This window comes from Xylanimonas protaetiae (assembly GCF_004135385.1).
Classification (GTDB): Bacteria; Actinomycetota; Actinomycetes; order Actinomycetales; family Cellulomonadaceae; genus Xylanimonas; species Xylanimonas protaetiae.
Window position 1 is genome coordinate 2368814 of sequence record NZ_CP035493.1, and the last position, 19715, is coordinate 2388528.

Annotated in this window: 21 protein-coding genes and 2 tRNA genes; 4 read left to right on the top strand and 19 right to left on the bottom strand. The window is 73.9% G+C overall.

Annotated features, from left to right (window positions below):
• Nucleotides 1–2: 2 nt before the first annotated feature.
• The 8 genes from ET471_RS10905 to ET471_RS10935 form a co-directional block, all read right to left on the bottom strand.
• Nucleotides 3–1004 (bottom strand): DUF1648 domain-containing protein, encoded by a 1002-nt coding sequence (locus tag ET471_RS10905; RefSeq protein WP_129188266.1) that lies wholly within the window; start codon nt 1002–1004, stop codon nt 3–5.
• A gap of 28 nt (nt 1005–1032) precedes the next feature.
• Nucleotides 1033–1716, bottom strand: a complete 684-nt coding sequence (epsC, locus tag ET471_RS10910) for a serine O-acetyltransferase EpsC (RefSeq protein WP_129188268.1) — start codon at nt 1714–1716, stop codon at nt 1033–1035.
• Nucleotides 1717–1824: 108 nt separating this feature from the next.
• Nucleotides 1825–2760, bottom strand: a complete 936-nt coding sequence (cysK, locus tag ET471_RS10915; protein ID WP_129188270.1) for a cysteine synthase A — start codon at nt 2758–2760, stop codon at nt 1825–1827.
• A 626-nt stretch (nt 2761–3386) separates the two neighbouring features.
• Nucleotides 3387–4121: a hypothetical protein gene (locus ET471_RS10920; RefSeq protein WP_129188272.1), complete on the bottom strand. Its 735-nt coding sequence runs from the start codon at nt 4119–4121 to the stop codon at nt 3387–3389.
• Between the two features lie 71 nt (nt 4122–4192).
• Nucleotides 4193–4423, bottom strand: a complete 231-nt coding sequence (locus tag ET471_RS18040) for a hypothetical protein (protein WP_165350474.1) — start codon at nt 4421–4423, stop codon at nt 4193–4195.
• Nucleotides 4424–6368: 1945 nt separating this feature from the next.
• On the bottom strand, nt 6369–6593 hold the full coding sequence (locus ET471_RS10925) for a hypothetical protein (RefSeq protein ID WP_129188274.1): 225 nt from the start codon (nt 6591–6593) through the stop codon (nt 6369–6371).
• Between the two features lie 135 nt (nt 6594–6728).
• Nucleotides 6729–6998 (bottom strand): helix-turn-helix domain-containing protein, encoded by a 270-nt coding sequence (locus ET471_RS10930; protein ID WP_129188276.1) that lies wholly within the window; start codon nt 6996–6998, stop codon nt 6729–6731.
• A gap of 98 nt (nt 6999–7096) precedes the next feature.
• Nucleotides 7097–7810, bottom strand: coding sequence for a hypothetical protein (locus ET471_RS10935; protein WP_129188278.1), 714 nt, complete (start codon nt 7808–7810; stop codon nt 7097–7099).
• A gap of 438 nt (nt 7811–8248) precedes the next feature.
• On the opposite strand from ET471_RS10935, the gene ET471_RS10940 reads away from it, so the two are divergent.
• Genes ET471_RS10940 through ET471_RS10950 form a run of 3 tightly spaced genes read left to right on the top strand, consistent with a single transcriptional unit; the run spans nt 8249 to nt 10052 of the window.
• The gene (locus ET471_RS10940) at nt 8249–8809 is read left to right on the top strand and encodes a helix-turn-helix domain-containing protein (protein WP_165350475.1); all 561 of its coding nucleotides are present in this window, start codon (nt 8249–8251) and stop codon (nt 8807–8809) included.
• Nucleotides 8806–9207: a hypothetical protein gene (locus ET471_RS10945; protein WP_129188282.1), complete on the top strand. Its 402-nt coding sequence runs from the start codon at nt 8806–8808 to the stop codon at nt 9205–9207. The genes ET471_RS10940 and ET471_RS10945 overlap by 4 nt, the downstream gene beginning before the upstream one ends.
• 14 nt (nt 9208–9221) lie before the next feature.
• Nucleotides 9222–10052: a DUF2637 domain-containing protein gene (locus ET471_RS10950; RefSeq protein WP_280949939.1), complete on the top strand. Its 831-nt coding sequence runs from the start codon at nt 9222–9224 to the stop codon at nt 10050–10052.
• 186 nt (nt 10053–10238) lie between these two features.
• Here ET471_RS10950 and ET471_RS10955 read toward each other — a convergent pair whose 3' ends face one another.
• The 7 genes from ET471_RS10955 to ET471_RS10985 all read right to left on the bottom strand — a co-directional run bounded on the left by ET471_RS10955 (nt 10239) and on the right by ET471_RS10985 (nt 16757).
• Nucleotides 10239–10592 carry a hypothetical protein gene (locus tag ET471_RS10955; RefSeq protein WP_129188286.1) on the bottom strand — a complete coding sequence of 118 codons (354 nt, stop codon included), beginning with the start codon at nt 10590–10592 and terminating at the stop codon, nt 10239–10241.
• Entirely contained in the window at nt 10589–12538 is a 1950-nt protein-coding gene (locus ET471_RS10960; protein WP_129188288.1) for an FtsK/SpoIIIE domain-containing protein, read from the bottom strand. The genes ET471_RS10955 and ET471_RS10960 overlap by 4 nt, the downstream gene beginning before the upstream one ends.
• A 200-nt stretch (nt 12539–12738) precedes the next feature.
• Complete coding sequence (locus tag ET471_RS10965; RefSeq protein ID WP_129188290.1) at nt 12739–13998, bottom strand: tyrosine-type recombinase/integrase; 1260 nt, start codon at nt 13996–13998, stop codon at nt 12739–12741.
• Nucleotides 13995–14408, bottom strand: a complete 414-nt coding sequence (locus tag ET471_RS10970) for a hypothetical protein (protein ID WP_129188292.1) — start codon at nt 14406–14408, stop codon at nt 13995–13997. Before ET471_RS10970 ends, ET471_RS10965 begins: the two co-directional genes overlap by 4 nt.
• 68 nt (nt 14409–14476) lie before the next feature.
• Complete coding sequence (locus ET471_RS10975) at nt 14477–15127, bottom strand: site-specific integrase (protein ID WP_129188294.1); 651 nt, start codon at nt 15125–15127, stop codon at nt 14477–14479.
• The gene (locus ET471_RS10980; protein WP_165350477.1) at nt 15127–16470 is read right to left on the bottom strand and encodes a tyrosine-type recombinase/integrase; all 1344 of its coding nucleotides are present in this window, start codon (nt 16468–16470) and stop codon (nt 15127–15129) included. The genes ET471_RS10975 and ET471_RS10980 overlap by 1 nt, the downstream gene beginning before the upstream one ends.
• A 213-nt stretch (nt 16471–16683) precedes the next feature.
• Nucleotides 16684–16757 (bottom strand) — tRNA-Gly (locus ET471_RS10985).
• Nucleotides 16758–16869: 112 nt separating this feature from the next.
• Between ET471_RS10985 and ET471_RS10990 the strand changes: the two genes are divergently transcribed.
• A tRNA-Pro gene (locus tag ET471_RS10990) sits at nt 16870–16943 on the top strand.
• A 62-nt stretch (nt 16944–17005) separates the two neighbouring features.
• On the opposite strand, the gene ET471_RS10995 is transcribed toward ET471_RS10990, so the two are convergent.
• The 4 genes from ET471_RS10995 to ET471_RS11010 all read right to left on the bottom strand — a co-directional run bounded on the left by ET471_RS10995 (nt 17006) and on the right by ET471_RS11010 (nt 19693).
• Nucleotides 17006–17689 carry a Type 1 glutamine amidotransferase-like domain-containing protein gene (locus tag ET471_RS10995; RefSeq protein ID WP_129188298.1) on the bottom strand — a complete coding sequence of 228 codons (684 nt, stop codon included), beginning with the start codon at nt 17687–17689 and terminating at the stop codon, nt 17006–17008.
• 162 nt (nt 17690–17851) lie between these two features.
• Nucleotides 17852–18241 carry a VOC family protein gene (locus tag ET471_RS11000; RefSeq protein ID WP_129188300.1) on the bottom strand — a complete coding sequence of 130 codons (390 nt, stop codon included), beginning with the start codon at nt 18239–18241 and terminating at the stop codon, nt 17852–17854.
• 68 nt (nt 18242–18309) lie between these two features.
• Nucleotides 18310–18786, bottom strand: a complete 477-nt coding sequence (locus tag ET471_RS11005) for a flavodoxin domain-containing protein (RefSeq protein ID WP_165350478.1) — start codon at nt 18784–18786, stop codon at nt 18310–18312.
• A gap of 124 nt (nt 18787–18910) precedes the next feature.
• Nucleotides 18911–19693: a hypothetical protein gene (locus ET471_RS11010; protein ID WP_207207254.1), complete on the bottom strand. Its 783-nt coding sequence runs from the start codon at nt 19691–19693 to the stop codon at nt 18911–18913.
• Nucleotides 19694–19715: the final 22 nt, after the last annotated feature.

A 19715-nucleotide genomic window follows, 5' to 3' on the forward strand; every position in this document is an offset into this window, starting at 1 on the left:
GTTCAGCGCGTGCGGTCGGCCATCGTGTTGAGCAGGGCGGCGCCGGACTCGGCGTCGTCCACCGTGATCGTCAGCGTGCGGCCGCCGGTGCGCTCGACCTCGATGCCCTGGCCGCTGCGCGGCACGATGCCGACGCTCCCGCCGGGCCCGACGCGCCAGCCCCAGCCGCCGAACTGGCGGAACGCGAAGACCTCGACGACGCGGGCCGCGACGACCTCGTCGGCGGGCACGAACGTGCGCGGCCAGCCCAGGGCGGAGCGCACGCGCAGCCCGGACGCGTCGACGCGCACCTCGAAGACCATCATCGCGGCGAACAGCACGGCAAGGAGCGCAGGGACCACGAGCAGGCCCCACTGCTGCCCGATGACAGCCATGGCCGACGTGAGCACGACGGAGCCCGCGCCCACCCAGAGCCCGGTGCCGCCGCCGATGCGCCGGAGCCACACGGCGCGCTCGCCGTCGGCCAGCGGCATGCGCTCGGCATCGGCGGGGACGGGCTCGGTCGCGGGCTGGTGCGGGTCGCCGGGCACCAGGAGAGCGGCCGCGACGGCCGGGACCAGCGGCACGAGGTACGCGGCCAGGAGCCAGCCGCCCGAGTCCGGCGCCTGCGCCGCGTCGGTGAGCCCGCGCTGCCCGGCGACCGCTCCCACCTGCATGACGGCGAGGAGCCCGCCCATCCACACGGTCACGCCGGCCGCGACGCGGCGCGTCATCGCGGCCTTGCCCCAGAACCAGCCGATCGCCCCGAACAGCAGGGTGCAGCCGACACCGGTGCCCAGCACGACCGCGACCCAGCCGCCCAGGGACATCACGCCGTCGACCTGGCCGTCCGCGCCCCAGTGCGAGGCGACGGGGTCGGGCAGGTCGTCGCGCCACGCGACGGTGACCGCCGCCGATGCGACGAGGAGCAGCAGCGCGACCGCCGACGACCACAGGGTCGAGCGGCGGGCCAGGGCCTTCCAGGGCTCCGCGGTGCGGATGCCGGGGACGGGACCGGTCGTCATCGGGACAGCCTCCTCGCCGGGTCTCGGGTCAGATCGAGTACTCGATGAGCAGCGCCGGGTCCTGGAGCTTCTCGCGCTCGGCCGGAGCCGCCGACGGCATCCGGACGTGCGCGGGCACGCCCACCGCGACCGCCCCGGCGGGGACGTCCTTCACGACGACGGCGTTGGCGCCCACCTGCACGTCGTCGCCCAGCGTGATGGGGCCCAGCACGCGGGCGCCGGCGCCGATCATGACCCGGTTGCCGAGCGTCGGGTGGCGCTTGCCGCGCGTCATGGACCGCCCGCCCAGGGTCGAGCCCTGGAAGAGGATGCAGTCGTCGCCGATCTCGGTGGTCTGCCCGATCACGACGCCCATGCCGTGGTCGATGAACAGGCGGCGCCCGATGATCGCCCCGGGGTGGATCTCGATGCCGGTGACGAACCGGGCGAGCTGCGAGAGCAGGCGCGCCGCCAGCCGCAGGTGCGCGTGCCACATGCGGTGGCTCAGCCGGTGCACCCACAGGGCGTGCACGCCCGGGTAGGCCAGCGCGACCTCCAGGCGGGTGCGCGCGGCCGGGTCGTGGGCGTGGGCGGCGTCGAGGTCCTCCAGCAGGATCTCGAGCAGGTGACGCAGGCCCGGGCGGTGCCCGGGCGGCATGACATGGACGTGGTCGTCCTCGTCGTCGCCGTGCCCGGCAAGAGTCGCCTCGCGCACGGCGTGCAGATCGGTCATGTCCGGCTCAGTCCCTTCCTTGGTCGCCTGAGCCTACGTCCCCGCGGCGGAGGGCCGGGCACGGTCCGTGCCAGCCCTCCGCCGCAGGTCAGGTGCAGCGCGGCGCGCTCAGTCGAGCAGGTCCGCGTACAGGACGGTCGACAGGTAGCGCTCACCGAAGTCGGGGATCACGGCGACGATCGTCTTGCCGGCGTACTCGGGACGGCCCGCGAGCTGGAGCGCAGCGGCGATCGCAGCGCCCGACGAGATGCCGACGAGCAGCCCCTCCTCCTTGGCGGCGCGGCGCGCGTACTCGATCGCCGTCTCGGCGTCGATGTCGAGCACCTCGTCGTAGACCGTGGTGTCGAGGATCTCCGGGATGAAGTTGGCGCCGATGCCCTGGATCTTGTGCGGGCCGGGGGCGCCGCCGTTGAGGATCGCGGACTCCTTGGGCTCGACCGCGATGACCTTGACCTCGGGCTTGCGCTCCTTGAGCACCTGGCCGACACCGGTGATGGTGCCGCCCGTGCCGATGCCGGAGACCACGGCGTCGACGCCGCCGTCGGTGTCGGCCCAGATCTCCTCGGCCGTCGTCTTGCGGTGGATCGCCGGGTTGGCCTCGTTGGCGAACTGACGGGCCAGGATCGCGCCCGGGCGCTCGGCGACGATCTTCTCCGCCTCGGCGACGGCGCCCTTCATGCCGTCCGCGCCCGGGGTCAGCACCAGCTCGGCGCCGTAGGCGCGCAGCAGGGCGCGGCGCTCCTTCGACATGGTCTCCGGCATCGCGAGCACGACGTTGTAGCCGCGCACCGCGCCGACCCATGCCAGGGCGATGCCGGTGTTGCCCGACGTCGCCTCGACGATGGTGCCCCCGGGCGCGAGCTCGCCCGACGCCTCGGCGGCGTCGACGATCGCGACGCCGATGCGGTCCTTGACCGAGTTGGCGGGGTTGTAGAACTCGAGCTTGGCGAGCACGGTGGCGCCGAGGCCCTCCGTGAGCTTGTTCAGGCGCACGAGCGGCGTGCCGCCGATCAGCTTCGTCGCGTCGTCGTAGATGCGGGCCATGGTCATCCTCTTCGTGGGTGTCTCGGTGGGTCGGTGTCTCAGGGGTCGTTGTCAACGGGGCCGACAGGGTCAGAGCGCTCGCGCTCACCTCGACCCGGCAGCCGCGGACGGCGGGGTCAGGCGTGGCACGGGCGCTCTAGCGACAGGGGCGACAGCACATCGGCGTGCTGGCCGCGGACGCGGGGGGAGCGACGGCGATGCGCACGGTCGGCTCCCTTCGGTCTATCGACGATGTCTGGGGGAACCATAGGCCGCGAGGAGCGCCGACCGCCAGGGCATCTCACTGTGGCGTGCGACGCACGCCGTCGTGAGACGACGACGGCCCGGCCCCCGTGAGGGAGCCGGGCCGTGCGTGCCGGAGCGGATGACGGGAATCGAACCCGCGTAATCAGTTTGGAAGCCCAAAAATCTCAGCGCTTCGCCGAGCGTACTACCAGGGCAAACGTGCCACCTGACCTGCGGCGGGATGCATCGCTAGGGATTCGCAAGCGTCGCTAAGTGTCTGGCGCTCGGGGCACGTACGGGCACGAAGGAGCGGTTTTCGGGGCTTCTCTGGGCACGTTCGGGCACGCGCGCGGGTTCGCTCTCTGGGCGTTTCCAGATCGGGTCTCAGAGGGCCCGGGTCCTCAGGTCGTCGGCCGCCGACGCACGACCTCGTGGAGCTGCGAGACCGACGCGAACCAGCCCTGTAGTCGAGGGTCAATCGCTCCGACGATCTGGATCATGTCGCGGTGTCGGGCTTTCACGTTCACCTCTAGCAACGGCTCCATGTGCGCGACGCGGTTGCGCAACGCGTGGATGCGGCCGACACGGCTGGCGATGATCTTGCCCTCGGGGTCGTCCTTGGCGCCGGGGAACGCCTGCGCGAGCGCCTCGTCCCAGAGCACCTGCCGCCCGCGGTGGGTCTTGTCGTCCACGTCCGTCGTCGGTAGCAGCCTCACGAACACACCGAACGTCAGTTGCGCGAGCACGTCGTCATGCGTGATCGGCTCGTGCTTGCGCGGGTGCTCTGTCGGGCGGGCGGCCCGGGCCTTCCCCGCGTTGACCCTCGCTGTGGAGCGAGCACCGGACGTCAGAGAGTGCAGAGGCTTCGCGGCGTCGTCCAGCCACTCGGCCGGGAACGTGCCGCCGTCAGCGCGCGCCTGTGCGGCGTTCCACGTGCGCAGCTGGGCGTCCATCGCGTTGCGTAGGAGCACCTCTGTGACGCTCAGGCACGAGTGAAACGCGGCCGCCAGGTCCAGGTTCCACAGGTACAGCCGCAGCGCGAGCTTCATGTCACCGCCCGCGGCTCGGGCGTAAGTGCCGAACCGGGAGACGTGGAGGCTCTGAACGATCAGATCGGTTGTGGTCGATTGCGGCACCGGAACATCCTGACGTACAGTGGTGAGCAATACGAGGACAAGGTCCCTCGTCTTCATACATGGAGAAACCCTCAGGCGATCGCCTGGGGGTTCTTCTTTTGCCCGTGGGCGCCCGCAGCGACGACGACGAGGGCGACCACGACGCCGAGGGCGACGACGCCGACGACGAGCAGCACGACGACGAGCAGCACGAGCACGGGCAGCACCAGGAACACGAGCAGGGGCGCGCGCGAGCGCGCGGACGCTCCGCCGGCGGATGCGTCAAGGCGGCACCGTGGCCGCCGGGCGTGGCACGAGCTCAAGGGCGCGACGACGGCGCGCACCTCGACCGGACGGGGGACGCGCGACCTGTCCGCGGCTCACACGACGCCGCGGAGGCGTACAGGCAGGTGGAAACAGCCTCAGCGCACAGTGCGCTGTACGCCTGAGTTCACAACGCTGGACACCCCACTACACAGACCTGTAACCGGGTGTCCAGCCCAGTGAACTTCCGGCGTAATCGCAGGTCAGAGCGTTTCCAGGCCGCTGTACGGGCGTCCACTTCGCTGAGCAGCGAGCCGGGCGGGCCGGGAAACAAGGGATGCACCGGCCGCTGTCCGGGCCGCACGGGTCCGCTGCACGACGTCGAGCCCGACGACGGCGCCACGCCTCGTGCCCGCTCACGGCGTCAGGAGCACCCGCCGCACCTTGCAGCGTGCCCGAAGGTGCACCGGCCGCTGTCCGGGCCTGACGGGTCCGCTGCACGACGTCGAGCCCGAGGACGGCGCCGCGCCTCGTGCCCGCTCAGGTGAACACGCCCGAGCGGGCACGAGGTCAGCGCACCGTCAGGCGGCCAGCGCTTGGGCTGGGTCGCACAGGTGGCAATGCCTGAGGGGCTCGCTCACGTGCTCCCCGGCCTTGTGGTCACCGATGCAGCTCCGACACGTGCCGATCTGCTGGCCCTGGTGGTCAGGGCATGCGGGCGCCTCGTGTGCTCGGGCCTCGCGCTCGGCCTGCGCTTCCTGCTGCGTCCGCTCGTGTGCCTCCCGGGCTGTCTTGCAGTTCCAGCACTTGGGCACGTCGTCCCAGCCCTGGTGCTCCCGGCACCGCTCGGGCTGGTACAGCCCGGGCGGTTGCCCGGGCTTCTGGTTGTCGATTCTGGGAGAGGGGGCGTCGCTCAGGTCCGCGCGCGCGGTCTGTACGTCTGTCGCGTTCCCCTCCCCCATAGGGGAAGGGAAAGGGTAAGGGAGTTGTCCGGCGTGGCCGGACGGTTCGCCGGACGGTTCGCCGGACGGTTCGCCGGACGGTTGGGGGTCGAACCGTCCGGCCACCCCGGACGGTTGCGGGTCGAACCGTCCGGCCACCCCGGACGGTTGCGGGTCGAACCGTCCGGCCACCCCGGACGGTTGCGGGTCGAACCGTCCGGCCACCCCGGACGGTTGCGGGCGTAGGAGACGGAACACGGTCCGGTTCCGGCCGCGCGTCGTTGTGTCGCGGGCAAGGAGTGCCGGACGCTGGCTGGTCGGTTCGCAGAGCCGCGCTAGGACTTCCCACGTAGAGCTGGGCCAAAGCCCGGACCATTCGGCCAGGTTCTGCACGCTCGGGGCGGTCGTCAGGCCGTCGTAGGAGTCGCAGGCCAGCCACAGGAGCACGAGCCGATCGGCCGGTGTGAGCCCGTAGCTGCGGGGGAGCGTAGAGACCCATGCGACCGCGGGGCGGTCGCCGTCAACCTCCAACGGGTTGCGGCGTGGAGCGTTCACCGGTGCTTCCCCGAGCGTGCGGACGGGCGTTCGGTGTTCCGCGAGGCTGCGACATTTGCCCGGCTGCTGTCCTGGCCCCGTGCTACGTTCGCGCCGTCGTTGTGGCCTCTTCCAAGGGCTCGACTCGCGGCGCCCGTCCCGGCCCCACCGGGACGGGCGCCCTCGTGTTCTCGGGCCGTGCGCTGCGACAGCGACGGGACGGGCGCGCCGTCGTCTCCGAGCCACGCGAGCATCCGGTCTACGAGCCACCGGTCACCAGCGGGTGCGTCCGGCGGCCACGGGGTGCGGTTCGGGCGGTACCTCAGCGCGTGGTGCAGGTCATCGAGGGTGTACCCGGCCACGAGCCACGGCACCAGCACCGCGGCGAGCACGCCGAGACTCTCGCGCCGCAACTCGGGCACGCGTTGAACGAGCGACGTAGCGATCGACCGTGCGACGCGGCGGCGCCGCCCGTCGCCGGGCTCGTCGTCCCATCCATCGTTCCGGGCGTGCTTCCGTGTGCGGCGCTTCACGAGAGCCTGCCGGGGGTCGTGGCGACGACGGCGAGCCCCTGGGCCGCGTAGCGCGCGGCCTGCTCGGGCGTGGCGTCTGGGTGGAGCAGGTACGCGGTCACGGGCTCGCGCAGCGCCTGGGCGCGCTTGACGGCGCCCAGGACGGCGCCCAGGGCGACGTGCCGCACGTGGGGCGCGTTCGGGTCGCCGAGCGTGGCGGCGAACGTGTCGAGGTCGATCACGAGGTCTCCGGGCTGTCGTCGGGCGCGGAGTTCGGCAGCGGCCGCGGGGCCGGTCAGGACGACGGCGCGGCCGCGTCGCGGGGTCGTGGTGCATCCGCCGGCGGAGGGCCGGGCAAGGGTGGGAGCGCTCATCGTTCAGCGCCCCGCACGGGCCGGACGGGTGCGGGCGTCGATGTACCGATCGAGCTCGGAACGGCGGATGCGGATTCCGCGCGCGCTGAGTCGGACGGACGCGATGTGACCCTCTCGGATCGCCTCGCGCAGCATCGGCTGGGTCAGGGTGAGGAACTTCGCGGCCTCAGCGACCGTGAGCAGCGGGTCAGGGTTGAGGTGCTCGGCCTGGCCGTGCTGCGGGTGTGCGGAAGCGCGACCGGTGGCGGTCGTGCTCGGGGTGGTGTTCGACATGGCGTGCCCCTTTGGTTCACGGGGTGAACCGGCCCGGACGTAGTCAGGGCAGGGTGCGATGTGCGACGGCGGCGCGCGGGAAGCGGGCCGGTGTGTGGCTACTCGGGGGCCGTCGTCGCTCGCACCCGGGCGAGCGACGGGGCGCGCGTTGGCGCGACCGTGCGCAGAGAGCGCAGGGCTTCGGGTGGTGGCTTCTCGGCCGCGAGGTCCTCGGAGGTGTCCTCGTCGCGCTCGTCGGCGTCGGCGTCGAGCTGCGCGAGCTCGTGCACGACGTCGAGGGCCGCGAGGGCGGCCAGCGCGGCGGCGAGGTCGAGGTCTGCGACGTGGGCGCGCAGGTACGCCAGGTGTGACAGCGCGGAAAGCGCGTCGGAGTCCTGCTCGCTCTGCCAGTCCGGCCCGTACTTGGCCAGGTAGTCGAGTTCCGCGCGGCGCACGTAGGCGCGCGTCGTGCTCGCCAGCAGGAGCGCGGTCCGCAGGCTGTGGCCTGTCCGGGCCGGGGAGCGGCGGCCGCCACGCGAGCGGCGGGAGTCTGCGCAACGAGCGCGAGCCGGACCCCCGGGGCGGCTGGCGCGGCCGCGGAGCGTGGCGGCCTTGCCCACGTTGCGGCGCACGCGCTCAGCGACCGACGCTGCAACCTCAGCGGGCGTCACGTCCCACACGAGGGCCGGTTCATCGTCCAGCAGGTGCCGAGCCCACGAGCTGGGCGCCGCAGCAGAGGTCAGTGCGAGGGCCGCCGCGCCGCGCGTCCCGGGCAGCACGACAGCGCCGCGAGAGGCGGTCTGCGTCGTCGTGGCGACCCCGGGCGTGGTCATGGCCTGGATGCTAGCGGCATTCAACGGCAAGCGTCGCCAACGTCTGCGCACGTCAGCGCGCCGCCGAACTGCACGGCCGCCTGCGGCCGATCCTGATCCGCCTTGCGGCACGAGGCGCGCAGCGCCAAGGGCCCCACCCTCACGGCAAGGACTCGACGTCGCGGCCCGGGCCGTCGTCGGCCGGTCCGTCACCGATCACGCCAGCCCGCGGAAGGTTCTTTCGGGAGTGTTGAGGTTTGGGTGCAGCCATTGCACCCGAAGATATGCAAGGAATGCATATCAGGGGTGCGGAAACTGCATCTCTCGTGTACCCTCGGTCTCGACAACAGAAAACGGCCCCCGGGAGTGTTGGAAGCACTCGCCGGGGGCCTAACCGATCACCTGAGAGAAGCAGGAGGTACGGCTATGAACCAGGCTACCGGCCGGGGAGTGCGTCGTATGTGGAAGCGTGCCGTGTGGGCGTCGGAGACGCTCAGCTCTAGCGAGAAGCTCGCAGCGCTGCTGTTCGAGGAGTTCGCGGGCGCCAGCGTGCAGGGCGTGTGGGTGACTACGGAGACGCTCGCCAGCATGACGGGCCTCTCTCGTCGAACCGCCGTCACGGTCCGCGCGTCGCTCGTGACGAAGGGGTGGCTTGTCGAGACGACGGCCGCGACGCCGCGCACGGCCGCGCGGTACGCGCTGGCGATCCCGGACACCGAACCGGCCGTGGAGGTGCCCGCGGCGACCGAGCCCGACGACGTGAAGATGGTCCCGGGTGCGCGCGTGCAGCACGACGGCGGCCCGGTCCACCGTGTGCCCGCGGAGCGCTCCAACGTGGTGAGGTTCCCCTCGCAGGGTGGCGGCCCGCGCGAGCTGCGCACGGCGACGCCCACCTATCCGCGCGGCGCGGACGGCGCCAAGGTCTACGCCGAGCCCGAGTGCGACGCGGACGGCTCGCGCCTGCGTGTTGACGGCTCGTGCCCGATCTGCTCGCGCCTGTCGTCGGCGGTGGCCCTGTGAGCGCCAACACGGCGGCCGCGGCTCTCGCGGTGGCTGAGGCCACGGCACGCGCCGATGCCGCATGGGCGCGTGTCGATGCGGCACACGAGCACCAGGAGGCGGCGTGGGCCTACCAGGAGGCGGCCCGTCGTGCGTTCCATGCCGCAGAGGCGCGCTGGTCCGAGACCTGGGATGAGGTCGCGGCGTGGTCGGCCAGGCTCGGTGGCCGGTGCGAGGCGGGTTGGGACTGCGAGGTGCGCGACCTTCGCGCGGCCGCGGACGCCGCGGACCTGGAGGCCGACAAGGCGTGGCAGGAGTGGGCGGAGGCGTTCGACGCGCGGGCGGCGGCTGAGGACGCGGCGGATGCGGTGGACGTGGCCCTGTCGCGGCTGATCGAGGCATCGGACGGTGCGCTGTGAGCCGCCGGGCGGTCGTGTGGGCCGTCGCTGGTCTCGTGGCCGTCGTTGCGGCCGTGTCGTTCGCCCTCTCGGCGTCGGCCCTCGTGGCTGTCGCCGGGTGGGCCGGGGTGCATGGGCGCCTGGCGTGGTGCGTGCCGGTCCTCGCAGACGGTGGCGCGCTGGCGTTCAGCCTCGCTGCCCTCGTGCGCCGCGAGCAGGGGCGCGGCACGGCGGTCGAGTGGGTCAGCCTCGGCGTGCTCGCCGCGGTGAGCGTTGCGGCGAACGTTGCGCACGCGATGGGCGGAGCCGTTGCGCCGAGCGTGCGCGTTGCGGTCGGCGTTGCGGTGGTCGGCGTCGCGCCTGTCGTGGTGCTCGTCGCGACGCACACTCTGGCGGGTCTCGTCGCGCCACACGTTGCGCCCGCGTCGGCCCCCGTTGCGGACGTGGCACAGGTGGACGACACCGAGCCGGTGCACGAGCCGGAGCGTGCCGAGGCGGCACACGCGGCGCCGGTCCTCGTGGCCCAGGCGGGGGCAGCCGTTGCGGCCGCCGTTGCGGAGCCCGTGCCCGCTGTCGCGGCGTCCGTTGCGGACGTGGCACAGGTGGCACACGCGGCTCCGTCGCACGAGTTGCGGGACGTTGCGACGGTTCCGCCGGCGGAGGGCGCGCCGTGGTCTGACGTGCCGCTGTGGGGGGAACTCGAGCCCCAGGAAGCGGACGACCGGGGCGACCTGGCAGCCATGCGCGCCATGCGCAACAGTGGCGCAACGCTGCGCGAGGTCGGCGCTGCGTTCGGCGTCCATGCATCCACGGTCAAGCGCCGGTTGAGCGCTGCACCGGCCGGGGCGGTGCTGGCGGGCGCCTGACGGACCCCGCCGGACGGCCCCGAAGCGAAGCGGCCCGCACGAGCTCGTGAGGCTCGTGCGGGCCGCTTCTGGCGTTCGGGCCGCGGTGGTGCTTCCGGCGCTTCACCGCAGGTCAGGCGCCCGAAGCGGGCGAAGCGCGAGCGCTTCACGAAGCGGTGCCGCATCGCCCCCGGGGCGCCCTGGGGGTCACCAGCCGCCCGGGTCGCTTCCGTCCTCGCGGGTCTGCTCGGCGTGCCACCGTGCCCACCCCGCGGGCTCGATGGCTGGCGGTGCGGGCAGGGGGTAGCCGTTCGGAGCGTGGGAATGCAGGTGCACCGCTCGGGCGTCCACGTGGACGACGGGAGCCGACGCGCGCGCGAGCTCGACGGCGCGTTCATGCGCGCGGAGTTCCTCGCGCGCCGTCGCTCGCACGAGCAGCCAGACGACGGCCCCAACCATCGCGAACCCGAGCGCGACGGCGCCGAGCAGGAGCCCGGGCGCGCGGAGCCAGGCAACGAGGGCGGCGAGCGTGCCCAGGGTCAGCAGCCCGGGGCGCTTCACAGGGTCACCGCGTCGGGCGTCGTGAGCTCGGCGCGCAGCATCCCGGCGCGGTTGTAGCGACGGCCGTCGCGGGTCTGGTTCACCTTGCGCACGGGCAAACCGTGGTCGCGCAGGAGACGGCCCAGGGATTCGGCCGTGAGGTTGCCGTACGTCGTGGGGAACGCCTCGCGCAGCATCCCGGCCATGTCGTCGCACCACAGACGGTCAACCGTCGTCGGCCACAGCGCGGCGAGGTGCTCCACTACGCTCCCGGCCTGCTCGACGTCGGCGGGCAGCGTCGGGCGCTCGACACCCTCACGGGCGGCCAGGGCGCGCCGTACGACTGCCTCGGCGTCCTCGGGGGAGACGAACGCGGCCCGCACGATCTGCGGGTCATCACTGTCACCCTTCAGCCAGCCGGTGCCGACGTCCGAGCGACCAAAGACGGTGGGCCGGTATCCGGCCTTGTAGCTCGACGTGCCGAGCGTCATGTCTGTGCTGTCGGAGTCCATGAGCCGCAGCGCGAACCGGAGTTGGACGTTGGAGCGGATCGGCGTCGGCAGGCTCACGGAGTCGGGCCGCTGCGTGCCCACCCACACGTGCACGCCGACAGCGCGGCCGCGGCGCACGAGGTCGGCCGTCAGCTCTGCGAGCTCGGCGCCGCGGGCCTTGTCCTCGAACGGGACTTGGGACTCGTCCACGAGCAGCAGCACGGGCCGTAGGCGCGGGTCCGCGGTCGCCAGCTCGTCGGTCACCTTCACGACGTTGGGCATGGCGCGCAGGATCTTGTACCGGCGCCGCATGTCGGCCTGTAGGCCGCGCAGCGTGGCGGCCACGGTGTCGAGGTCCTCGGGCTCGTCTCCGGCCACGTACGTGGTGCACAGGGGCGCCAGCGCGCCGAAGTCGCCGCCGCCCTTGCCGTCGATGATGTGCAGCGACGCGCGCGGGTCCAGGGCGAACGCGAGGGCCACCAGGCGCAGCCACGCGCTCTTGCCCGAGCCGGGCACACCGCCGCAGACGCCGTGGACGCCTGCGAGGGTCACGGAGACCTGACGCCCGAGCTGGTCCACGCCGACGACGACGGGCCGGAACACGTTGACCTCACCCGAGCGCAGCAGCGGCCACGGGCGCGGCTTCACGGGACGGTCCAGCGCCCACACGATCAAGCGGGCCTCGTGCACCTCGGGCGCCGGTTCCAGCCACAGGCACGACAGCGGGCGGCGCAGCGCGGCCGCGAGCTGGGACCGCTTGGCGATCACGGCGGCCGCGGGCACGGGCAGGTCAACGGCGGCCCGGGAGGCGGCGCCGTCGCGGGTGACGTCCTCGGGGAACCGCACGGCGTCGGCGCGCAGGTTCGGCACCCCGCACGCGGCGAGGGCCTCGCGCAGCACGGGGAACGACAGCGGGGGCGATTCCACGACGTCGGCGGCGTGCTTGGTCACGGGCACGCGGGCCGCGCGGGCCTCGGCGACGCCGAGCAGCGCCACGAGGGCGGCCACGGCGGCGGCGTGCAGGGCCGGGCCGGTCATGAGCCAGCCGACGACGGCGCCCACGAGCAGCACCACCAGAGGCAGCCCGAGCAGCATCCGGCGGCGGGCCAGCATGTCGCGGCGGTGCTCCACGAGCTGCACGAGCCGGGCGGGGTCGTTGGCGGCCGCGCGGCGGGCGGTCACGTAGTCGGGGCGGCCGTCGAGGTCGAGGGCGAACACGGCGCCCGCTCGCACGGCGCGCCAGGCGCCACGAGGTGCCAGCGTCACCAGGCGCAGCCCGTAGGCGGGCACGCGCACGAGGTGGAAGGCGGCCGCGTGCGCGGCATACGACGACGCCCAGCGGGCGCCCGCCGTCGCCGTGGCGGCGTCGGTGAGCACCTTGGGCAGTACGGGGCGGTGGATGCGGCGCGGCGCGCTCGGCGCGGCAGGCGCGGCGGCCGCGAGGGACTCGCGCGCGATAGGTTCTGCGATAGCCACGGACAGACCTCCTGTGTCTGTTCTGGTCAGGCCCCGGGCCGGTGTTGACGCACCGCCCGGGGCCGTTCTGTTGTCTGTGCTGGTCAACCTACGCCCAACGTCCCACAAGGGCACTAGAGGGCTGCTAAGGGTTGTCCAGGTGATGTACCGCGGACCAGCGTGACCATGTGCGGTCATCCGCTGGCCCGCGGCGGCCTGGCTCAGTTCCAGCGGGCGCCCGCCGGTCGCGGGCTGCGGGTGGTGGCCCGGGCGAGGTCCACCACGGCGGCGCGTAGGCGGTCGTCGCCCACCTCGACGTAGCGGCGGGTCGTCTCGGGCTTGGAGTGCCCGAGCAGGGACTGCACGACGAACACGTCTCGGCTCATCGCGTAGGTGCGCGTCGCGAACCGATGCCGCAGGGCGTGCATGGTCACCCCGGGCGGGAGCAGCCTGCGCACGAGCTTGGACACGTAGTCCGGGGTCAGGTGCGCCCCCGACGGGGAGGGGAACGCCCACCCGTCGGGCAGACCGCGCAGCTCGGCCGCGAGCTCGTCGGGCAGAGGCATCACGCGGCGGCGGGCGCCCTTGCCGAGCACGACCAGGGACCACCCGTCGTCGTGGCGCACCAGGTCGCGGGAGTGCACCTGCGAGACCTCGGCACACCGCAGCCCGATCTCCGCGGCCAGGCGCACCATGAGCCGCTCACGGGGCGTGGCGGTGAGCACCGCGAAGTGCACGGCCGTCTCGGACGCCGGGTGCGGCAGGGGCGCGGTGGTAGCGATCTTCGGCAGCTTGGCGGCCGGGTCTTCTGTGACGTGCCCGGCCTCGGCGGCCCAGCCGTAGAACGAGCGGAACGCGGACCGGCACCCGCGGCGCGTCTCGTTGGACCAGCGGGCGCGGTCGGCCATGAACTCGGTCAGGTCGGACCGCGTCAGGGTGAAGGGGTCGCGGTGCGGGACCGTGCGGGACAGGTTGCGCAGGTGGTAGTCCCAGGTACGAAGGGTGCGAGTCGACAGGCCGCGGGCCCGCTGCTCGACGCGCCAGGCGGCCAGCGGCCCCTCCCACACGCCGGGAGTCCACAGGGGCAACGGCCCGTGAGCCCCCACGGGCCGGGCCTGACGTCGGGCCACGGGGCGGCCGCCGTTGGCGCCGTCGAGGTACAGCGCGGGGGACTGTGCGACGTGCCCGGCGCCCTCGGCCCAGGCGTAGAACGTGCGCAGCGCCGACCGGTGGCTGTACGCGCTGGCCGAGGTCCCGGCGTGCGCTGCCACGAACGTAGCCAGGTCGTCGTGCACGACCGACCAGGGGTCGTCGGCCTCGACGTCGCGGGCGAACGCGCGCACGTACTTGCACCGGGCGGCGATGGTGGACTCTGCCCGGCCGTCCGCTCGCATGGCGGCGGACCAGGCGTCCAGGGCGGCGCGCCACGTCGGCGCGAGCTCGCGGGGCGTCGTACGCCTGCGGCGCGCGGCCGCGCTCACAGGTGCACCGCCACGGCGTCGACGGCGGGTGCGGTAGCGGCCGCGGAGCCCACGAGGGCGCGCAGCGTGTCCAGCGTGGCCCGCTGCACCGCGGCGAGGGCCGACAGGTGAGCCGACCAGGCGCCCGCGGTAGGCGCCCGCAACGGGCCGACCTGAGCCTCTGTCGTGAACCACAGGGCCGCGGGCATGGCGGCCAGCCCGGCGACGTCGAGCGCGAGCAGCTTGGCCACCTCGCGCGGGGGCGGCACGGGCCCGAGCAGGCGCGGCCGCTTCCTGGCGCGTGCGACGGCCGCGCCCGCGACCTCGTGCGCCCTCGTGGTCACGGCGTCGAGCTCGGCGAGGTAGGCGAGCCACGCGGGCACCGTGTCGGAGCGCAGCGGGCCGACCTCGGCCTCGGCGCGGTCCCACATGCCAGCGACGGTGCGCGCTCGTCGGGCTCGGTCGGCGTCGTCTGCGGGGCTCGAGTTGCTGGGGGCGGTCACTGGCGGTCTCCGGTCGTGGTGAGGGCGTCGAGACGCTCGGCGAGCCGGGCGTCTGCGTCGGGGGTGGTGCGGCCTGCGGGGGTGCTCGGCCTGACGCCGAGACGGGCCGCGACGTCGGCGGGCGATCCGCCGGCGGAGTAGGCGAGAGCGGCCGAAACGCGCCGCAGGTCGTGCCAGACGACCCGGGGCCGCCCGGCGGCGGCCGCGGCCCGGGACAGGAGCCGGGTGCGTCGTAGCGACGTCAGCGGGCGCCCGTCCGGTGCGGCGAACACGAGCGCGTTGTCTGCCCGGTTCGGCACGGCGGCCAGGTGTGCGGCGAGCAGCTCGCCAACCGTGCGCGGCAGGTGCACCGGGCGCGGGCGGCGCTGCGTCCTGGCCGGGCGGGTGGTCACGTCGGCGCCCGGGCGCTCGTGCACCTCGTCGCAGACCACGAGCAGCGGGCGCCGCAGCGTGCCCGTGTCGTCGCGCGCGAGGCTCACGTCATGGCGACGCAGGGCGAACACCTCAGCGGAGCGCAGGCCCGCCCACGCGCACAGGTGCACCGCTACGGCGTACCGCGGCGGCATGTGGGCACCGATCGCGGCGACGTCGGCGAGCGTGAGGGCCGAAGGCTCAGGGGCGGTCCGGGGCGGGCGCGGCCCGGGCATCACAGGGCCCCGTCCAGGTGCAGGGCGTCCAGGCGCGCGGCGAGCCGCTCGTCAGAGTCCGACACGGCGTGTTGGTAGATCATCGCGGCGCGCACGGTGGAGTGCCCGAGGCGGGCTTGCAGCTCGGCGAGCGTTGCGCCGGTGCGCGCGGCCCACGTTGCGCCGGTGTGGCGCAGGTCGTGCCAGCGCAGATCCTCACGCCCGGCGGCCTTGCGCGCCCGCGTGAAGAACGCTTGACGCCCGGACCCGGGCAGCGGGCGCCCGGTGGCGGTGCAGAACACCAGGGCATCGGCGCCGCCGCCGGTGAACGTGTCCAGGTGGGCGGCCAGATGCTCGGCGGCGACCCGCGGCAGGTGCACGGTGCGCTGCGAGCCGCGCGTCTTGGTGGGCCCGAACGTGGGCGGCTGGCCCTTGAGCTCGATGAGCCCGCGGGTCACGCTGAGCACCGCGCCGACCACGGCGCCGGCCTCGTCACGCTTCACGGTCACGTCCTGGCGGCGCAGCGCGAACAGTTCGCCAGCGCGCAGCGCCGACCACGCGGCGACGTGTACCGCGGCCGCGTACCGCGGCGGCATGTGCTCGGCGATGGTGTCCACCTGGGCGAGTGTGGCGGGCTTGCGCTCGGCGGCCGCGGCCCGGCCAGCGCCGGGCACGTTGCACGGGTTGACCACGAGCAGCCCTTCACGCACCGCGGCGTTGCAGACCACGCGCACCAGCCCGTACGCCTGAGCGCCCGTGGTGCGCCCGGCGTCGCGCGCTGCGACACCGGCCAGCGAGGGCAGCCCGGGGGCGCCGTCAGCGCGCCAGGCGTCGAGCACGGCCGGGCTCAGGCGACCGGTCGGCGCGACGTCGAGCCCGGCGCCGCGTGCCCACGCCCGGGCGGCCTGGGCGTCGGTGCGCCGTGCCATCGTCGCGGCCCGCTTGGAGCGGGTCGCCATGGTGGCCCGCGCGGTGGCGACCACGGCGGCGTGCCAGTCGGCGACGCGGGCGGGGGTGAGCGCGCGTAGTTCCATCGCCCCGAGGTCGATCGTGCGGCGGTTGGCGCCGGGCTCGTCCAGGCGGGCGCACACGTAGGTGCTCAGGTGGTGGGCGTAGAGCTGCACCGTGCGCGGGGCGAGGTCCGAGCGCCGGGCGAGCCAGCGGGCGGCGTAGTCGCCGAGCGTCTCGGACCCCAGGTCGGGTGCCCGGTAGGTGCCGCGGTGCATGTCGGCCAGCACGACGGCCACGGCGCCGTCTGCCTCCGCGCGCGTGGCGTACGTTCCCAGCGTGTGCCGCTGGTCGTCGGCGTCGGTGTAGCGGGCCTGCCAGCGGCCCGAGGGAAGGCGGCGAACGGAGCCGCTCACGCGGCGTTGCGGGCGCCGACGTCGGCGCGGTTGGGGCTCGGTCATGCGGGTCACTCCCGGGTGCGCGTATCGCCCCGGGCGCGTTACCCGGGGCACGTTAGGGCACGCCGAAGGGTTTCGGCCTCCCTCGTGGCGGCCCCTACCGGGGGCGATACGCACCACGACCTTGCACATCGGCCCAGGTCAGAGAGGGTTTCTCTAGCCTGGGCCGAATGGAGCGGACGACGGGAATCGAACCCGCGTAATCAGTTTGGAAGACTGAGGCTCTACCATTGAGCTACATCCGCGCTGGGCTGCCCGATCACCGGGAAGCGCGCGGGCGCCACACTAGCAAACGCCGGGCCGCGCAGCCGCGCGCCCGGCACCGCCTAGACTGGGGCGCGGCCGCTCAGCGGCCTCCGGGGTGTGGCGCAGCTTGGTAGCGCATCTGCTTTGGGAGCAGAGGGTCGCCCGTTCGAATCGGGTCACCCCGACCGTCGCCCACCTGCACGAACGTGATTCGGTGCAGGTGGGCGAACCCGTCGCTCTGCGGATGTCACGCCCGACGGCCCGGGTCCTCGAACAGCTCCCAGTGCCCCTCCGACACCACCTCGAGCGTCCCGTCGACCACCCGGATCGCCGTGCTGTCGTCGATCCCGTAGGCCGGCACGGGCACGCCTTGTGCCCACGCGGCCACGTTGGCCACCGCGGTGTCCTCCATCGCGGGGTGGTCCAGGTGGGGGTAGATGGCGATGTCGACGAGCCCCAGCGGCGTCTCGGTGCCGGTCGTCGGGACAGGACGATCGTTGTAGTTCTCGCCGAAGCTCGCCGTGACGGCCATGCTGCCAGCGCTCGTCCCCACCCACACGGCGTCGTCGTCGAGCGTGGGCATGAGGTCGGCGAACCCGGACTCGCGCAGCCACCTGCACAGGTACATGGGGTCGCCGCCGCCGACCAGGAGCACGTCGGTCTCGCGGACGCGCGGGACCCAGGCGTCCGCGGCGATGCTCGGCAGCGCGGTGAGCTCGAGCACGCCCACCGACTTCCAGCCGTGCGCCGTCAGCCGCTGCGTCGCCCCGGTGATCAGGCCGTAGGCGATGTCCGGGCCCTGGCTGAACCAGTACGCCGCCGTCGGGATCACCAGGGCGCTGCACTCGTCGATCGGTTTGCCGAGCAGGTCGACGAGCGCCGCGTGGATGCTCGGGTTGGAGATCCCCGACGAGGTGAGCAGGTACTTCACGTCGCGCCTCCCGTGACTGACCACGCCCCACGCTAGCGAGCCGGCGGCGAGCACGCCCCCGCGGTGCCGCCGATCTCGAAGAGCGCGGCACCGACGAACAGGGCGATGGAGCGGGCGGACGGTCGTTCGGCGGTCGTCCAGGCAGGTGGGATCGGCAGCGGGCTAGGCCGGTTCGGCGACGACCTCGACCTTGAACCCGGCGGAGTCCTCCAGCCAGCCCGCGTAGTGGCCGGGACCGCCGGCATGCGGATAGCGCTCCTGGTAGAGCGGCGTCCACCCGTGCTCCGCGGCGTCGGCCATGAGCGCGTCGACCTCGGACGCAGGTCCGGCGTGGAACGCGACGTGGTTCATCCCCGCCCTGCGTCGGTCGTGCACGGGGCTCGACAGGTTCGGCGACGTCGTCAACGTCAGGTACGCGCCGCCCGCGCTCCACGACTGGCCCGAGGGCCACTCCTGCACCAGCGCGAACCCGAGCCGCCCGAGCAGCCATCCCCACGCGGAGGCGGTGGAGAGGTCGGCGACCCACAGCTCGACATGATGGAGACCCGGCACGCGCCGATCCTGCAGCCCGGCCTCGCCTGCCGCCGGGAGACACGCCCGGCCGCCGTCGTCCGCCGCGCTCAGGCCGCGACGAGCTCCCGCGCGAACCGGTCGATCGCCCGGTCGTCGATCGCGTCGACGTCGGCCGTGGCCTTCGCGACGCGCTTGACGACGAACCGCTCGAACCGGTTGAGCTTGTCGAACTGGAAGCTGCCGCCGAGGAACGCGGCCGCCGTCGCGCGATCGCGCAGCGCGGGCGGGTACGCCGCGGCGAGCTCCTCCTCGCGCGCGCCGTCGGCGGGCACCATGCCGCTGACGAAGAGGCCGAGGCGCTTCTCGTCGAGGTCGGCGATCTGGGCGAACGCCTTCATGTGCGCCCGCGGCTGACCCGCGTAGATCGCGGTACCGAGGACGACGGTGTCGTAGGCGGCCAGGTCGGGGTGCTGGTCCTCGGCCAGGTCCAGGACGGGCACGTCCGCGCCGAGCGCGCGGGCGACCCGGCGGCCGATCTCGAGGGTGGTGCCGTGCTTCGACGCGACGACGACTGCTGCTCTCACCGGGGCTCCTTCGGCAGGTGGATCCTCGATGGTGCCAGCGCGCCGGTCAGTGCGGGTCGTCCCTGTCGTCGCGCGCGCCGTCACCGGACGCCGCGCTGCGTCCGACGGCGCCGGGGCACCCGGCTCACCCCGCGAGCACGTGGCGGCTGAGGTGCCATCCGGGCGTGCGCGCGCTCGCCTTGACGCCGGCGACCGTCAGGACCTTGACGGGGCTGTACCAGCACTGCGACGGCTTGTGGAGCGCCCAGCCGCCGCCGAGGGTCACCGCCGCGTGCTGCACCGCGCCCGCGCCGTCCCGCCAGACGAGCACGGTGCCCGGGCGGTCGTCGCGCCGGTTCGTCGTGGGGCGGGTGCCGGCGAGCCACTTCTCGAAGGGCTCGCGCTGCATCCACACGTCCGCGGCGCCGTCGACGCCGGTGGCGGCCATGACCGTGCCGAAGCAGTTCGGGCCGCTCGCCGTCGGGAAGCGGCCGGCCAGCGCCCGCGCCCCGGCGAGGCCGGCGGACGCCGCGTCGCGCCACACGGCGTCGGGGACGACGTCGTGCGCGGACGGGCGGCGGCCCTCCTCGACCCAGCGCAGCAGCCGGCCGGGCAGCCGGTCGGAGTCCCAGCGGTGGGGCGCCGCCTGGGCGGCGAGGAGCGCCCGGCGCTCCTCGCGCGGGAGCGCGCGGACGTCCGCCTGGCCGAGCCACACCAGCGACTGCCCCTCCCGGGGTCCCCACAGGAAGAACGTGTCCCGGAGCTCCGGGGTGAGGCGGTCCGGTTCGTCCGCGCGACCGAGCGCGTCCGCCTGCGCGGGCGAGACGACGAAGGGCTGCTGCTCCGGTGCGAACCACGCGCGCCACCGGGCGGCCAGCGCGGCGGAGACGTCGATGTTGAGCGCTCGGAGCGGTTTCGCGGTCGGCATCCGCGGAGCATGGCACGTCCCG

Coding starts and splice junctions, on each gene's coding strand:
- ET471_RS10905 (WP_129188266.1), bottom strand. CDS start 1,004: ATGACGACCGGTCCCGTCCCCGGCATCCGCACCGCGGAGCCCTGGAAG.
- ET471_RS10935 (WP_129188278.1), bottom strand. CDS start 7,810: ATGACCACGCCCGGGGTCGCCACGACGACGCAGACCGCCTCTCGCGGC.
- ET471_RS10930 (WP_129188276.1), bottom strand. CDS start 6,998: ATGTCGAACACCACCCCGAGCACGACCGCCACCGGTCGCGCTTCCGCA.
- ET471_RS11010 (WP_207207254.1), bottom strand. CDS start 19,693: ATGCCGACCGCGAAACCGCTCCGAGCGCTCAACATCGACGTCTCCGCC.
- epsC (WP_129188268.1), bottom strand. CDS start 1,716: ATGACCGATCTGCACGCCGTGCGCGAGGCGACTCTTGCCGGGCACGGC.
- ET471_RS10940 (WP_165350475.1), top strand. CDS start 8,249: ATGTGGAAGCGTGCCGTGTGGGCGTCGGAGACGCTCAGCTCTAGCGAG.
- ET471_RS10970 (WP_129188292.1), bottom strand. CDS start 14,408: ATGTGGGACCGCGCCGAGGCCGAGGTCGGCCCGCTGCGCTCCGACACG.
- cysK (WP_129188270.1), bottom strand. CDS start 2,760: ATGGCCCGCATCTACGACGACGCGACGAAGCTGATCGGCGGCACGCCG.
- ET471_RS10975 (WP_129188294.1), bottom strand. CDS start 15,127: ATGCCCGGGCCGCGCCCGCCCCGGACCGCCCCTGAGCCTTCGGCCCTC.